Source organism: Rhizobium aethiopicum, assembly GCF_014197535.1.
Taxonomy (GTDB): Bacteria; Pseudomonadota; Alphaproteobacteria; order Rhizobiales; family Rhizobiaceae; genus Rhizobium; species Rhizobium aethiopicum_A.
This window is the reverse complement of sequence record NZ_JACIFV010000039.1, coordinates 20,654-36,115: the sequence shown is the minus strand read 5'-3', so window position 1 is coordinate 36,115 and position 15,462 is coordinate 20,654. Positions and strand designations below refer to the sequence as shown.

Below are 15,462 nucleotides of genomic sequence, written 5' to 3'. Positions count from 1 at the left end.
AGCCCAATCAACCGTTCGAGCGAAGACATGGCGACGGAGATGCTCGCTGAGGTACGAGTTCGAAACCCAAGGATGACACGCATCCCCGTCGCGCAGCCCGTTTATACACCAACGGCAACGTACAAGGATGAGGCTCTCTTGGAAGCCGGCGTGGCCCTCCTTGGCGGTGCGGCGAGATATTCTCCGATGCCCCGCTGTTGTGGCGCGGCAACTCCGACGCTCCCTCATGCTGAGGTGCGCAGCCCGTAGGGCGGAGCGTCGAAGCGCGCCCCGCCACACTGCTTCTTGCATCCCTCGACCGCACGCGCACCCGCCTCGTCCTTCGAGGCCCTGCGGGGCGCCTCAGGATGAGGCTCTCTTGGATGCCGGCGGCTCCGGCCACGCAAATACCTGCCGATAGCAATTCACCGTCCGTCAACTTTTGCGTGTCAATTTCGAGGTGCGGATTTGCATGGCTTGCCGCCGTGAAGGTCGATGATCTCTACTTGCGCCGCCATGCCGACTTTGCGGCACCGTCGAGGTGACGAGTGAGCTTGGCAAGGGCACAACATTCACCATTTTTCTGCCAATAGAGTTTCTATTGTCGGATCAACAAGTCGCAGCTTAAGGAAAGAGCGTATGGTTACAGTCCTGTGCGTAGAAGACGAAGTCGATATCCGAAATCTCCTCGTCGAAGAGTTGAGCGAGGCCGGCTACAGGACGCTCGAGGCCTCGAACGGCGCAGAGGGCCTGGAAATGATCCTATCGAAATGGCCTGATATCGTCATCAGCGATATTTCCATGCCTGTCATGGATGGGCACCAGCTTCTGGCGGAAATCCAGATCAATCACCCAGAACTCTCCAACATTCCCTTCATCATGCTGACGGCGCTGACAGACCGGGAAAACACGCTCGCCGGCCTGCGGGCCGGTGCTGCGGATTATCTGACGAAGCCGCTCGACTTCGACCTGCTGCTCGCCAAGCTGGAGGGCTGCGTGACGCGGCTGGAGAACGATAAGGCGCTCAATCGGTCGTTTTGATGGGTGGTAGAAGACCCCGCCCCAAACCCCTCCCCACAGGGGGGAGGGGCTTAATTTGCCGCACCGGTTTTCCAAATCTTCGAGGCTTCGGAAGGAGCGAGGCCGTGCCCCAGATTAGTCCCTCCCCCTTGTGGGGAGGGGTTGGGGAGGGGTCTTCCTTCGGAGCGTAAGCAAAGGGCATGATTGGGTGTGCGATGAGGCCCTCGATTTGATCCTACCTTCCCAACACGTCCCCCAACACCGCAAACACTCTCTCATCCAGCGTCTGCGACACATTGAACCGCATGAAATTCGTCGCCGATTGCGACAGGCTGAACGCATTGCCCGGCGCCAGCACGACCCGCTTCTCCAATGCCGCCCGCGCCACATCAGCCGCGTCGATGCCGTCGGGCAGGCGGCACCAGAGGAACATGCCGGCCTGGGGCTCCAGCCACGGTTTTATCCCGAAGCCCTTCAGGTGGGCCGAGACCTCGGTCATGGCGCGCGCCAGCCGCTGCCTGAGTATTTCCATGTGTTTGCGATAGCCGCCGTCGCTCAAGACGTTGAGCACCAGCTCGGCCGTCATCCGGCCGCCGCCGAAAGAGGTGGCGATCTTGAGGTCGGTGAGGCCCTCGATCCATTCGGGCCTGGCGGCGACGAAGCCGCAGCGGGCGGAGGCCGAAAGCGTCTTCGAAAAGCTGCCGATGTGGATGACGCGCTCGAGCCCGTCGAAAGCGGCAAGGCGGGGTGCGGCCGTATATTCGAAATCAGCAAAGATATCGTCTTCGATGATGGTGAGATCGAACTGGTCGGCGAGCTTCAGCACTCGGTGGGCCGTGACGGGAGAAAGCGTGGCGCCCGTCGGATTATGGATGGCGGAGTTGGTGATGTAGAGCCGCGGCCGATATTCGGCGAGCGTCTGCGCGAAGAGTTCGAGATCGGGGCCGGAGGATGTATAGGGCACGCTGACGATCTTCGCCCGGTGGGCGCGCAGCAATGCGTGAAAGTTGAAGTAGCAGGGGTCATCGACCAAGACCGTATCGCCGGGCTCGAGCAGGAAACGGCAGAGCAGGTCGATCGCCTGCGTGCCGGACTCGGCGAGCAGGATCTGATCCGGCGAGGCCTCGATGCCGCGCTCGCCCATGCGCCGCGAAACCAGCTGGCGCAGCGGCGGCAGGCCGAGCGGCGAGCCGTAATCGGCAAGGGCCGGCCCCTCGGCGCGGGCAAGCGTTCGGAGTGCCCGGCGCATGCCCTCGCCGGGCAGCCAGGAGGGCGGCAGCCAGCCGCACCCGGGCTTCAGATCGGCTTCATCCGCCTCCAGCGATTGCCGCGAAATCCAGAGGGGATCGACGGCGCGGTCGAGCTTCGGCCCGGCCTCGGCCAGCGCGAAGGGGGCCGCCTGATTGGCGACATAGAAGCCGGAACCCGGCCGTGACAGGATCGCACCCTCGGCGACCAAGCGCTCATAGGCGTCGACGACGGTCGAGGTTGAGAGCTTCATGCTGGCCGCGAGGCCGCGCACCGAGGGCAGCCTTGCCCCCGGTGTCAGGCTGCGCCCGGCGATGCGCTGCCGGATCGTCGCCATCACCATCTCGACGCGGGTGCGCCCCGCCATCTCTGCGTTCATCCGTACTGCCTTTTGAACCATGACAGTTTTGCGAAACCGTATCAGACCGTCACTGTCGTGGCTATCGGCATTGGCGGATAAGGGTGACGGCCCGTTCTCGCGACTTCGATTCAGCTAACGCGCCTGAGGTTATTATCTATGCATGCCGTTCTCTCAGCCGCAGGGTTTCGACGACATGCATCTCGGAAGGAATGCATGATGGAGCGAATGACGGCAGGGTGGGTCAATGGTTTGATCGGTGTGGTGATCTTCAGCGGCTCGCTGCCGGCGACGCGCGTGGCGGTGGCGCAGTTCGATCCCGTCTTCCTGACCGTTGCGCGCGCGGCGATCGCCGGGCTGCTGGCGCTCGGCCTGCTGATCGTCTTTCGTGAAAAGCGGCCGGCCGGGCGCGATATCCTCTCGCTGGCCGTTGTCGCGCTCGGCGTCGTGGTCGGCTTTCCGCTGCTGACGGCGCTGGCGCTGCAGCATGTCACGTCAGCCCATTCGATCGTCTTCGTCGGTCTGCTGCCGCTTGCAACGGCCATCTTCGGCGTCATCCGCGGCGGTGAGCGGCCGAAGCCGGCCTTCTGGCTTTTCTCCATCCTCGGCAGTACGCTGGTTGCGGGCTTTGCCCTGACGCAAGGCCTGACGGCCTCGCCGGTCGGCGACCTGTTGATGCTGGCGGCCATTCTCGCCTGCGGTCTCGGTTATGCCGAGGGCGGCCGGCTGTCGCGCACGCTCGGCGGCTGGCAGGTGATTTCCTGGGCGCTGGTCCTGTCGCTGCCGATCATGATTGCAGTCGCGTTCGCCTACCGGCCGGAAAGTTTCGCCGGCATCGAAACGCCGGCGCTCATCGGCCTTGCCTATGTCTCGCTGTTCTCGATGCTCATTGGTTTCATCTTCTGGTATCGCGGCCTCTCGCTGGGCGGCATCGCCGCCGTCGGCCAGTTGCAGCTGCTCCAGCCCTTCTTCGGCCTGGCGCTCGCCGCCACCCTGCTGCACGAGCCGGTGACGTGGGGCATGCTCGGCGTAACGGTCGCGGTTATTCTCTGCGTGATGGGTGCGCGGAAGTTTGCGAAGTAGCGGCTGGCGTCGGGCCACAAAGCTGCCGCTCAATCGTCAGCAAATGGCCCTGTTATCGCCGCACTGAGCCCTTTTCAGCCTTCATCGTTGCGACCTCGCCAGCCTTTAGATCGGCTGAGCGATCGACCGAGGCGGTCTTGCTGCCGTCCAAAATCACCGGAAAAGGAATGAAAATGATCACTCGTTACACATCCCTCGCAACGATGACAGCCGCGGTGTTCAGTCTGCTTGCTCTCAGCCCGGCATCCGCGACCGAGCTTGCCCAGGCGCAACAGCAGCCGCCGGCACAGGGCCAGGCGCCGATGCAAGGACAGGGTGGTACCGGTGCGGCTGCCCCTGTCAGTGATCAGAAACTCGAGGCCTTTGCCGTTGCCTATGTGCAGGTCGATAAGGTCAGGCAGGAATATTCCGCCAAGATCGACGCGACGAAGGACCAGGCTGCGAAGCAAAAGCTGCAGGAAGAAGCCAAGAAGCAGATGGTCGACACCGTCCAGGCCTCTCACGACATCTCGGTCGAGGAATATTCGTCGATCCTGACGGCCGCGCAGAGCGACCCGGCTCTCGCCAAGAAGGTTCTGGACAAGATCGGTACCCCGCCGCCGGCGCAGCCGCAGCAGTAAGGTCGCATGAGGACATAAGCTGTGCACGCAGCTAATTTCTGAGATCACCTGCTTCAAAAAGCAGCGCCTGCCGCCGGCGGGAGCTGCTATCCATTTTTGCGCAGGTGTCGCGCTAGCTGATCAGGTTCCAACTATCCTGATCAGTTTCAAGACGAGTCCGACGCATGGGGCGTGCGCCCGACGCCGAACTCAATGCAACCTTCACTTGACCGGCATGACCAGCGCCTCGCCCTTATGCACGATATAGGTCGCCAGTTCCGAAGCCTTGCCGCTGCCGACATTCTTGGCCGAGTGCACCACGCCGGACGGAATGAACAGCGACTGGCCGGCCTTGAGGGTCACCGGCTCCCTGCCTTCGAGCTGATATTCCAGTGTTCCCTCGATGACGAAGGCGATCTCTTCGCCGGGATGCGAGTGGTTCGGAGCAAGAACGCCGGGCGCGAAATCGACGCGCACCTGAACGGCCTCATGGCCGGGCACGTCGATATCGCTTCTGAGGAGGTCGGTGCGCTGCAGCGGCTGTTCCGCATTCGCTGCCGCCGCGCCGCCGAGGAGAATGGCGAGCGCCATGGCCTGGATCATTTTCATCGTGTCATCCTTCCTGAATTGATCGTTTCCGGCTCGTTGGCCGCGTCGCCATTTCAGTCGATGATTGAACCAGGGATGTGTCTGGAAACCTGTGTTTTTGTAAGCGAATGTATCTGCAGGTCCGGCTGAGATTCCCTGCCAGAACGAGGCTTGGCTTACGCGAACCGCATCGCGGATCTCGCCCGCGCCTTCGCCGCTACTTCCTCGCGATCGCGAGGCGGCTGAGACGTCTCCAACGAATCGAGCAATTCACGGGCGCAAGCTGCGATCGAACTGACCGCGCGTTCGAAGGCGGCCTCATTGCGCTTCGACGGCTTGGTCGTTCCGCTGAGCTTGCGCACGAACTGCAGCGCGGCATCATGGATCTCTTCGTCCGTCGCCGGCGGGTCGAAGTTGAACAGAGGTTTTATGTTTCGGCACATGGCTTGCTCGCCTGATGTTCTCTTTGCCACTGGGAAAGTGGCCTCGCATGAAAGGTAGTCGCGTGAGCGCGAATTGCAACGAGGCCTGGGAGATGGCCGGGAGAGAGGCGGTCACGGGGGCTAGCCTTTTTCGTCATGCCGTGTGGCACCCCCCTCTGCCCTGCCGGGCATCTCCCCCACAAGTGGGGAGATCGGCTGGGCGCGATGGCTTCCCCAAGCAAAGACCGTATAGCTGCTGGGCTGCGGCGGTGAGGGAACGATGGTCCAACCTCTTGCCGATCTCCACCCTTGTGGGGGAGATGCCCGGCAGGGCAGAGGGGGGTATGCCGCACCGCTCCCCGGCAAGGGAGATCCCGTCGCTCTCACCCTCAAGCCGCCGACGTCGAACCTCTCACGCCGAGTGTCGCAATATCGGTCACCCCTCCCGATGACTCGAAGTCGAAGATCTTCTGGGTCACCAGCGCCGCAGCTCCTCTTGCCCAGGAGTTGTCTTCCCAGTCGGGCAGCAGCGGTGGGGCGGTGCGGAAGGTTCGGGCGGCGAGGGCTTCGCGCAGCGGCGTGAGGAAGGGATCGCCGAGGGAGACGGCTTCGCCGCCGGCGACGATGACTTCGGGGTCGGTGATGTTGACGAGGTTGGCGAGTGCGGTGCCGATGCCGCGGCCGGATTCGGCGACGAGGGTGAGGGCGGTCGCGTCGCCCGATGAAAGCGCTTCGCGGAGTTCGGGCAGGCCGAGCTCGTCGCCGCGGCCGGTCGCTTCGCGCCAGCGGCGCAGCATCGAGAGTTCGGAGTGATAGGCCATCAGGCAGCCGCGCTTGCCGCATTCGCAGAGGCGGCCATTCTCTTCGAACAGCGTGTGGCCGAATTTGCCGGCCGCGCCATTGGCGCCGCGATAGAGCTTGCCGTCGATGACGAGGGCGCAGCTGATGCCGACGCCGACGGCGAGCACCGCCATGTTGCGGTGCTGGCGGCCGAGGCCGAAGAGCTGCTGGGCGATGGCATAGGCGTTGGTATCGTCCTCCAGCCAGACCGGCACGTGGACGCGGCTTGCGACCAGCGCGGCCAGCGGAACATTGTCCCATTGGAAGCGATGGCTGCGCACGCAGGCGGTCTGTTCGTGGTTGATGACGCCGGGCATGGAGATGCCGATGCCGGCGAGCTTGGCCTTCGGCCGGCCGGCGAGCTTCACCAGTTCCGGGACTGTGGCCGCCACGAGATCGGCGACATAATCCGGATCGTGGCCGTCAAGGCCTACGCGCATGGCGGCGACGGGATTGGTGGCGAGATCGGTCGCCACGCATTCCACCGAATCCACCATTAGCTTGAAGCCGAGCGCGAGCGAATGCTCGTAATTGATCTCGACCGGGATCGGCCGGCGCCCGGCCGGACCGGGCACGGCCTTGCCCTCGGTAACGATGCCCTCTTCCAGCAGGTCCGCGACGACGAAGGTGACCGCGGCGGGGCTGAGCCCGATCACGGTCGCGATATCGGCGCGGCTCCTCGGCCCTTCGCGGCGAAGAAGGTTGAGGATGAGGCGTCGGTTCATGGCTCTCGCCGTGGTCTGGTCGCCTTTCAGCTTCACGATACATTCCTTAATTTTGTAAATTAATTATTGCGGGCTCGCACAATCTATGCATAAGTTCGGCCGCCGATCAACTGAGGCAGCCGGATTGTACGGTCGGGTTCAGGAGGCGGGATCGGCGCGTTGAATGCCTGCATGGGCACGCTCCAAGGAGGAGGCGGCTCGGGCCAGGCGGTCGATCAACCGGGAGGAATTCAATGGTATTCTTAAAGCATTTTCCCTCAACCACCCGCAGAAGCTTCCTGAAAGGGGCGGGCGCGGTTTCGGCGGCGGCGGTCACGGGCAGCTTTCCGATGCCTGCGATCGCGCAGGCGCAGGACGTCACCATCATCTCGTCGGAGAATAACGGCGCAGCACTCGATGCGCTGAAGGCGATCGCGGCGGGCTTTGGCAAGGAAGCCGGCGTCAACGTCGTCGTCAACAATATGGACCACGAGGCCCACAAGACGGCGATCCGCAACTACCTCGTCGCCGGCGCGCCCGACATCTGCTTCTGGTTCTCGGGCAACCGCATGCGCGCCTTCGTCAAGCGCGGGTTGTTCGATGATATTTCCGACCTTTTCGAGAAGGAAAAATACAAGGACGTGCTCGGTGCGACGGCCGGCGCCGTCACCGAAGACGGCAAGCAATACGGCCTGCCCACCGGCGGCACTCTCTGGGGCATGTTCTACCGCAAGGACGTGTTCGATCAATACGGGCTGACGGTGCCGAAGACGGCGGAAGAGTTCCTGGCCTATGGCGAAAAGTGCAAGGCGGCAGGCATCACCCCGGTTGCGATCGGCACCAAGGAATTGTGGCCGGCGGCCGGCTGGTTCGATCAGATGAACCTGCGCATCAACGGGCTCGACAGGCACATGGCGCTGATGAACGGCGAGATGAGCTATCTCGATCCGGCGCTGACGCCGGTCTTCGACCAGTGGGAAGCGATGATATCAAAGGGCTTCTTCACGCCGAACCACACCTCCTTCGGCTGGCAGGAGGCCGCAGCACTTCTGGCGCAGAAGAAGGCCGGCATGATGAACCTCGGCGCCTTCCTGCGCTCGGCCTTCACCGAAGCGGACCTGCCGCAGCTCGCTTACGCCACCTTCCCGGTGCTCGATGCCAAGGTCGGCCACTTCGAAGAATTCTCGGTCAATTCGATCCACATTCCCGCCAAGGCCAAGAACAAGCAGGGCGCCCGAGAATTCCTCGCCTATTTCTATCGTCCGGAAAACCTGGCCACCTATCTGGAGCCGGGCGGCAACGTGCCGCCGCGCAACGACCTGCCGCCGAGTAAGGACCCGCTCGTCAATATCGCCGTCGAGACGATGAAGACGGTGCAGGGCACCTCGCAATATTACGACCGCGACAGCGATCCGGATATGGCCCAGGCCGGCCTCGTGGGCTTCCAGGAGTTCATGGCCAAGCCCGACCGGCGTAAGGCCATCCTTACGCGGCTCGAGGGGACGCGGAAGCGGATTTATAAGATCTGAGCTTGGGGGCGCACATTCTGGAAGCTGCCCCTCACCCTAACCCTCTCCCCGTAAAAACGGGGAGAGGGGACGTGCCCTGCGAGACGTATGCAGGGGACGGAGAGATCGCGGCTCGGTCCCTTCGCTCCGTGAGCGCGGAGAAGGTGGCGGCAGCCGGATGAGGGGCACCCCACGAGCGGCAGCCTGGTCACACAAGAGGTTCTCGACATGCAGACATTATGGCGCCGCCAGCGGTGGTGGCTGACTCCGACTCTGCTCATCGCGCCGGCGATCGTGCTGTTCTTCACCGTCATCCTGCTCTCGGCGGTGCGCAGCGTCTGGATCAGCTTTCACGAGTGGGATGGTTTCGGGCCGATGGTCTGGATCGGGCTCGGCAATTACGTCGAGCTCTATAACGATCCGCAATTCTACGTGTCGCTGAAGAACAATCTGATCTGGCTGGTCATGTTCATGGCAGCACCGCCGATCGGGCTCGCCATCGCGCTCCTGGTCAACCAGAAAATCGCGGGCATGCGCTTCCTGAAGTCGCTGTTCTTCATTCCGCTGGTGCTCGCCTCCGTCACGGTCGGCGTCGTGTTCACCTGGGTCTACACGCCGGAGTTCGGGCTGCTGGCACTGATTTTCCGGGCCTTTGGGGCGGTGGCGCCGGCGGTGCTTTCCGACGAGCATTTCGTCACCTTCGCGATCGTCATCGCGGCACTCTGGCCGCAGATCACCTTCTGCATGGTGCTCTATCTCGCCGGCCTCAACAATTTGAGCGAAGAGCTGATCGGCGCCGGCCGCGTCGATGGCGCCCGGGGCTGGAACATGCTGCGCCACATCGTGCTGCCGCAGCTGACCCAGGTCACCTTCATTGCGATAGCCGTCACCGTCGTCGGCGCGCTGCGCTCCTTCGACATGATCTCCGTCATGACCGCAGGCGGGCCGTTCGGATCGTCCTCGGTGCTCGCCTACCAGATGTACGAGCAGTCGATCTTCTCCTATCGCTTCGGCTACGGCGCGGCGATCGCCTCGGTGCTCTTCGTGATCATGGCCGTCTTCATCGCCTGGTATCTCACCCACATCATCCGCAGCGAAGAGAGGGGAGGCTGATGTATCCTCGTCCGATACCCGAAACCGCGATCTGGCAGCGCCGCCTCTATGTGTCTGCCGTCGTCATCGTGCTCATCCTCTGGCTCTGCCCGCTCTTTGCGATCGTGCTGACCTCCTTCCGCTCGACGGCCGATGTGATGGGCGGCAATCTCTGGGGCTGGCCGACCGAGATCGGCGTCATCGACAATTACCGGGCAGTCTTCACCGACACGCCGATGGCGCGCTATTTCCTCAACAGCCTGATCATCACCATTCCCTCGGTCATCGGCGTACTCGTCATGTCTACGCTCGCGGGCTTCGTGCTGTCGCGCTACCGCTTTCGCGGCAACATGCTGATCTTCGCGCTCTTCGTCGGCGGCAATTTCCTGCCGCACCAGATCATGATGATCCCGGTGCGCGACCTGATGGTGCGGCTCGACCTGATCGATACGACGGTGGCGCTGATCATCTTCCACGTCGCCTTCCAGACGGGGTTCGCCACGCTCTTCATGCGCAATTTCATCGCGGCCCTTCCCGACGAGCTGTTCCAGGCGGCGCGCGCCGAAGGGGCCTCGCCCTTCCAGACGCTCATCCATGTGGTGATCCCGCTGGTGCGGCCGGCACTGGCCGCGCTCGCCATCCTGATCTTCACCTTCGTCTGGAACGATTATTTCTGGGCCGTGGTGCTGACGGTCAGCGACAGCGTCAAGCCGGTTACGGCCGGCCTTGCCAATCTGCGCGGCGAATGGGTCTCGGCCTGGAACCTCGTTTCGGCAGGCACGGTCGTCGTCGCCGTGCCGCCCGTCGCGATGTTCTTCGTGATGCAGCGCCATTTCATTGCCGGCCTCACCATGGGCGCGGTGAAGGGATGAGCCGGCGTCTTCCGTTTCAACAAGAGAGGGCCAGGATATGACCAGTCTCGAACTTCGTGCGATCAACAAGAATTACGGCGCTTATCATGCGCTGCGGGGCATCGATCTTTCCGTGGCGCAGGGCGAGTTCATCGTCATGGTCGGTCCGTCCGGCTGCGGCAAGTCTACGCTGTTGAAGAGCATCGCCGGCCTGGAGGCGATCTCCTCGGGCAAGATCCTCATCAACGGCCGTGATGTCAGCCGGCAGGAGCCGGGCGATCGCGGCATCGCCATGGTCTTCCAGTCCTATGCGCTCTATCCCCACATGACGGTGGCGGAGAATATGGGCTTCGGCCTGCGCATGGCCAAGCGCCCGAAGGCCGAGATCGATGCGGCGGTCGCCCGTGCCGCCAAGATCCTGCGCATCGACGACCAGCTGGACAAGCGGCCGAAGCAGCTTTCCGGCGGCCAGCGGCAGCGCGTGGCGATCGGCCGGGCGATCACCCGCTCGCCCGAGGTTTTCCTGTTCGACGAGCCGCTGTCGAACCTCGATGCGGCGCTCAGAACCCAGATGCGGGTGGAGCTCAGCAGCCTGCATGCCGAGCTCGGCGCCACCATGGTCTATGTCACCCACGACCAGGTGGAGGCGATGACCATGGCAAGCCGCATCGTCGTGTTGAACAAGGGGATCATCGAGCAGGTCGGCTCGCCGCTGGAGCTTTACCGCAACCCAGACAATCTCTTCGTCGCCGGCTTCCTCGGCGCGCCGCGCATGAACTTCCTCGGCGTCACCCTCGACGCCGTGTCCGGCCGCAGCGTCACCGTTTCCGCCGCCGGCCTTGCGCCGCTGACCGTGGAGCTTGCCCAGCCGACGGCGCTTGCGAAAGGCGCGGCGCTGACGCTCGGCGTGCGGCCGGAGGCGATCTCGGTGGTGGCCGAGGGCAGCGAGGGCGGGGCCGTGCATGGCGAAGTCCGCCTCGTCGAGCATCTCGGCCGCGAGACCATTCTCTATGTCGATGCCGGCAATCTCCGCACCATCGCCTCGGAAAGCGGCACCGGCAACATCACCGCGCAGCTCTCCTATGTCGCGCCCTTTGCCGCCGGGCAGAAGGTGGCGCTGAAGCTCGATGCGAACGAGCTCTATCTCTTCTCCCCCGATGGCGGCCGCACGATCAGCGCCCGCAAGACCATTCTCGACAAGTAATCAGGAAAGAAACGCCCGTGTCCGACAAGACCCTCTCCGCATGGAACACCGTCAAGACCGACCGCTTCCTCGTCGGTGTGCCGCATTATCCCGAACATGTCGACGAAAGCTATTGGGAGCGCGATGCCGAGCGCATGGCCAAGGCCGGCTTCAACGTGGTGCGCATGGCCGAATTCGCCTGGCACATTCTGGAGCCGAAGCTCGGCACCTATGATTTCGATCTCTTCGACCGCGCCATAGCAATTCTCGGGCGCCACGGCATCGATACGATCATGTGCACGCCGACGGCGACGCCGCCGCGCTGGCTGACGGCTGAACACCCTGAAATTCTAAGGGTCGATGGCAAGGGCCGGCCGATGAGCCACGGCTCGCGCCAGCATTGCGACACGGCAAGCCCGGTCTTTCGCGAGCACAGCAAGCGCATCACCAAGGCGATGGCCGAGCACTACCGCGACAACCCCTTCGTCGTCGGCTGGCAGACCGACAATGAGCTGAACACCAGCATGCCGGAGAGCTTTTCCAAGGCGACGCTCACCGAGTTCCAGGCCTTCCTCGCCGATAAATACCGCGAGATATCAAAGCTCAACGCCGCCTGGGGCGGCGATTTCTGGGCGACGGCCTATGACAGCTTCGATCAGGTGGTGCTGCCGATCGAATTCGGCCCGACCTTCCCGAGCCCCGGCCATCTGCAGGATTACCACCGCTTCCTGGCCTTCTCGACGGCGCGCTTCCAGCACGATCAGGTCGAGATTCTGCGCGCCGTCAAATCCTCCTGGTTCGTCTTCCACAATCTCGGCGGCCTCCGGGATATCGATTTCCGCGGCCAGTTCAGCAAGGATCTCGATTTCGTCGGCTACGACATCTATCCGATGCTCTATGACGAGTTCATGCGGCTCGGCAACCACGCCAAGGTGCAGGCGCTGCACCTCGATATCTGCCGCGGTTTCTCCGGCAATTACATCGTGCCCGAGCAGCAATCGGGCTTCGGCAGCCAGCCGGGTTTCTGCACGCTGACGCCGGAGCCGGGCGAGCTGCGCCGCATGGCGCTCTCCTCGGTCGCGCACGGCGCCGACGGCCTGATGTTCTTCCGCTGGCGGCCGGCCCATTTCGGCGCCGAGATCTATTGGATGGGCATCATCGACCATGACGATATCGGCCGCCACCGCTATGAGGAGGCCAGGCGCTTCGCCACCGAGATGACGGCGCTGGAGCCGAAGATCCTCGGCACTTATGTCCGCATGGATGTCGGCATCGCCGGCTCCGATTTCGACAATCAGGAGGCCCACAAGACCTATCCGATCGGCCTACCGAGCCCGCAGGACGACGCGATCCTGTTGCATCAGCACTGCTACGACCGCGGCATCGCCTGCGGCTTCATCCATCCGGAGGACGATCTTTCCAGGCTGAAGCTCTTCTATGTCCCCCATTGGGTGATGTGGAAGGACGAATGGACGGCGAGGCTCGAAGCTTTCGCCGCATCCGGCGGAACCGTCATCATCGGCGCGCGCACCGGCACCCGCACGCAAGACAACCACGTCATCCGCGAAACCGCGCCGGGCACCGCACTTTCCAAACTGACGGGTGTCCGCGTCGAAGATTTCGGCCGCCTCGCCGCCCCCGGCGCCAACGGCCTCTTCGACGTGATGGAGCGCTCCGGCGGCCTCGTCATCCCGCCGAACAAACCGGCCGAAAGCCACCGTCGCGTCCGCCGCTTCAAGATCGGCAACCGCGAAATGGCCGCCGGCCACTTCTACGAAAACCTCACCATCGACCCCGATGTCGAGGTTATCGCCGTCTGGTCCAACCGCTACGCCGAAGGCCAGCCGATGGCGACCTCCCGCAAGGTCGGCAAGGGGCAGGTGGTCTATCTCGGGACGTATCTGACGCCGGAGCTGACGGAAGCGCTGACTGAGCGCCTGTTTGCGCCGGCGGGCATCGAGCCGCTGGTGGGCGGGCTGCCCGAGGGCGTGGAGGTGACGATGCGGATGAACGAGGAGCGGCGGCTGCTGTTCGTGCAGAATTATATGGATCAGGCGGTGACGGTTGGCGGGGTGCCGGCCGGGCGGGATCTGCTGGATGGGGAGAAGATGGTGGAGGGGAGGCTGGAGCTTCAGGGGTATGGGTGTGCGATTGTGGAGTTGGAGGGGTGAGGGGACTCAGTGAAGGGTGATGACGAAGTGGTGCCACGCGTTTTCGTCGAGCGCGCGGATGTCGTACAATGGCTTTGCCGCGCCGGATGTCGGCACGCCCGCCTCGTCCTTCGAGGCCCCTACGGGGCACCTCAGGATGAGGCTCTCTCGAAGGGCGCGCCATCCTCCTGCACCCACGATTACAAGCGCGGCGCCCTCCGACGCTCCTCATGCTGAGGTGCGCAGCCCGCAGGGCTGAGCCTCGAAGCACGCCGCAACATTGCTTCTTGCATTCGCCGAACAATATCCTAAACACACATAAGTATTGTTGTATGATGAGCGCGTTGCTGACTTGGCCGATGATCGTTGTCGCCCGAAGCGAAGAGCTGCGCTAGACTAGTTGCCCCAGCCAATTTGGAACCGATCAAATCGAACCTCGCTCAATGGCTGGTTGGTGGTGCTCAGCCTCACCGAACGAAGAACGAGATGTAGCTCGGGGGAATAGTATTGTTCGAAAATAATCGGAGGCAATTCCGTCAGTTTCAGACGGCTGTTGATGGCCCAAACTTTGTAGGAGCAAGATCCAATAGTTTCCTCTCCCAAGCCGTCGAACCTGATAAAAGTCGTGCCCGAAACGGATTTTTTGCCATTGATGAAAAGCGTGGTGCCGGATTGCCAGTTCTTCTTCTGTGGTAGATCGTCCAATGCAATCGCATTCGCGTATTTCAGTTCATGCGTCCCGCTGGCACTTACTCTCTTTTCGACGAGCAAGGGGTGCAAATATACAGCCGACACCGGCTGCAGTGAGCCGTCGCGCTCCATCAGCCGTTGTTCGGTGAGACCCGGGCCGTTCGGCTTGTAGAATACGGAATAGAAAGGCGCTTCTCTGGTCAGCAGCACGCCCTGTTCGATTTCTTTGGCGGTTAAGCAATCGCCAAAGGCTGGTACCGCCAATGTTATTCCAACCAGTAGCGACAAACTTCTTAGCAAGATCGACATCCCAGATTCCCTCATCCAAGTCCGCTACCACGGTGCTTGGGTGAAATTGGGGAGAAGAAAGTCGTCGGCCCGGGCTGGCCCATAGCCTTGACTTGAAGCTTGCTTCGGTAACCGAGCAGGGATTTGTGCATCTGAATGCCAGAGGCCAAATGCTAATGCATCAAGAGTATATGAGGTTGCGTTGAGACGTTGCGTTCATGTTCGCACAGGAGAGAAGTGTGCGGCTGAAGTTGGTGTTGCAGCAAGCGAATTAATTTAGCGTGCAAGAACTCGCTTCGCGCTTCGAAACTCCTACGGGGCGCTACTTCTCCTCCCTCATTCCTGTGCTCGTCACAGGAATCCAGCCACGGCGCGTCTGCGCCGTGATTGACTAAAACTGGGGCGGAGATGAGTCTCCTGCGCCCAAGGACTTGGGCGCGCTGGATCCCTGTGACATCCCTGGGTCAAGCCCGAGGATAGGGATGAGAGGCGTTTGGGGCACCGTCCCCCCGAAGCGGCATCCTCCAACCTCCTCATGCTGAGGTGCGCAGCCCGAAAAGGGCGGAGCCTCGAAGCACGCGCCGAACGCTGCTCCTTGCATCCACCAGCCGCGCTTTCAGAACGCGAGCACGGTCTTGCCGGAGCTGTGCCGGCCAGTTTCCGTATCGGCGATGACCGACCAGGCGAAGGGGCGCTTGCAGGCCGATTGCCGGCCCAGCGTGCCACTGCCGGTAAGAAAAGATTGGAACGCTGGAAAATTGACAAAAAAATAGAGCATTTCCGGACGCAAACAGAAACGGAAATGCTCTCCTAGTTCGGTGCGAACTAATACCAGTGTCGGCTTCGCACCTCTCACATC

General features: G+C 62.6%; 13 protein-coding genes. 8 read left to right on the top strand and 5 right to left on the bottom strand.

Annotated elements, in window-relative coordinates; all coding sequences use genetic code 11:
* The first annotated feature begins 618 nt into the window (after nt 1-618).
* Entirely contained in the window at nt 619-1,020 is a 402-nt protein-coding gene (locus GGD53_RS29535) for a response regulator (protein ID WP_184460255.1), read from the top strand.
* A gap of 214 nt (nt 1,021-1,234) precedes the next feature.
* On the opposite strand, the gene GGD53_RS29530 is transcribed toward GGD53_RS29535, so the two are convergent.
* A complete protein-coding gene (locus GGD53_RS29530; RefSeq protein ID WP_184460253.1) occupies nt 1,235-2,647 on the bottom strand; it encodes a PLP-dependent aminotransferase family protein in 1,413 nt (470 codons plus the stop codon).
* 177 nt (nt 2,648-2,824) lie between these two features.
* On the opposite strand from GGD53_RS29530, the gene GGD53_RS29525 reads away from it, so the two are divergent.
* Nucleotides 2,825-3,688 (top strand): DMT family transporter, encoded by an 864-nt coding sequence (locus GGD53_RS29525; protein ID WP_184460259.1) that lies wholly within the window; start codon nt 2,825-2,827, stop codon nt 3,686-3,688.
* Between the two features lie 173 nt (nt 3,689-3,861).
* A complete protein-coding gene (locus GGD53_RS29520) occupies nt 3,862-4,308 on the top strand; it encodes a DUF4168 domain-containing protein (protein WP_184460258.1) in 447 nt (148 codons plus the stop codon).
* Nucleotides 4,309-4,509: 201 nt separating this feature from the next.
* Here GGD53_RS29520 and GGD53_RS29515 read toward each other — a convergent pair whose 3' ends face one another.
* The 3 genes from GGD53_RS29515 to GGD53_RS29505 all read right to left on the bottom strand — a co-directional run bounded on the left by GGD53_RS29515 (nt 4,510) and on the right by GGD53_RS29505 (nt 6,898).
* A complete protein-coding gene (locus GGD53_RS29515) occupies nt 4,510-4,896 on the bottom strand; it encodes a cupin domain-containing protein (RefSeq protein WP_184460251.1) in 387 nt (128 codons plus the stop codon).
* A 155-nt stretch (nt 4,897-5,051) separates the two neighbouring features.
* A complete protein-coding gene (locus tag GGD53_RS29510) occupies nt 5,052-5,318 on the bottom strand; it encodes a DUF2277 domain-containing protein (RefSeq protein WP_064803514.1) in 267 nt (88 codons plus the stop codon).
* Nucleotides 5,319-5,686: 368 nt separating this feature from the next.
* A complete protein-coding gene (locus GGD53_RS29505) occupies nt 5,687-6,898 on the bottom strand; it encodes an ROK family protein (RefSeq protein WP_184460250.1) in 1,212 nt (403 codons plus the stop codon).
* A gap of 197 nt (nt 6,899-7,095) precedes the next feature.
* Here GGD53_RS29505 and GGD53_RS29500 point away from each other — a divergent pair, with 197 nt between their 5' ends.
* The 5 genes from GGD53_RS29500 (at nt 7,096) to GGD53_RS29480 (ending at nt 13,646) form a co-directional block, all read left to right on the top strand.
* Entirely contained in the window at nt 7,096-8,370 is a 1,275-nt protein-coding gene (locus tag GGD53_RS29500) for an ABC transporter substrate-binding protein (RefSeq protein ID WP_184460248.1), read from the top strand.
* Nucleotides 8,371-8,577: 207 nt separating this feature from the next.
* Nucleotides 8,578-9,462: a carbohydrate ABC transporter permease gene (locus tag GGD53_RS29495; RefSeq protein WP_184460245.1), complete on the top strand. Its 885-nt coding sequence runs from the start codon at nt 8,578-8,580 to the stop codon at nt 9,460-9,462.
* A complete protein-coding gene (locus tag GGD53_RS29490) occupies nt 9,462-10,313 on the top strand; it encodes a carbohydrate ABC transporter permease (protein ID WP_184460243.1) in 852 nt (283 codons plus the stop codon). The genes GGD53_RS29495 and GGD53_RS29490 overlap by 1 nt, the downstream gene beginning before the upstream one ends.
* 37 nt (nt 10,314-10,350) lie before the next feature.
* Nucleotides 10,351-11,496: an ABC transporter ATP-binding protein gene (locus tag GGD53_RS29485; RefSeq protein ID WP_184460241.1), complete on the top strand. Its 1,146-nt coding sequence runs from the start codon at nt 10,351-10,353 to the stop codon at nt 11,494-11,496.
* A gap of 17 nt (nt 11,497-11,513) precedes the next feature.
* The gene (locus GGD53_RS29480) at nt 11,514-13,646 is read left to right on the top strand and encodes a beta-galactosidase (protein ID WP_184460239.1); all 2,133 of its coding nucleotides are present in this window, start codon (nt 11,514-11,516) and stop codon (nt 13,644-13,646) included.
* Nucleotides 13,647-14,021: 375 nt separating this feature from the next.
* On the opposite strand, the gene GGD53_RS29475 is transcribed toward GGD53_RS29480, so the two are convergent.
* The gene (locus GGD53_RS29475; protein WP_184460238.1) at nt 14,022-14,624 is read right to left on the bottom strand and encodes a hypothetical protein; all 603 of its coding nucleotides are present in this window, start codon (nt 14,622-14,624) and stop codon (nt 14,022-14,024) included.
* Nucleotides 14,625-15,462 lie beyond the last annotated feature (838 nt).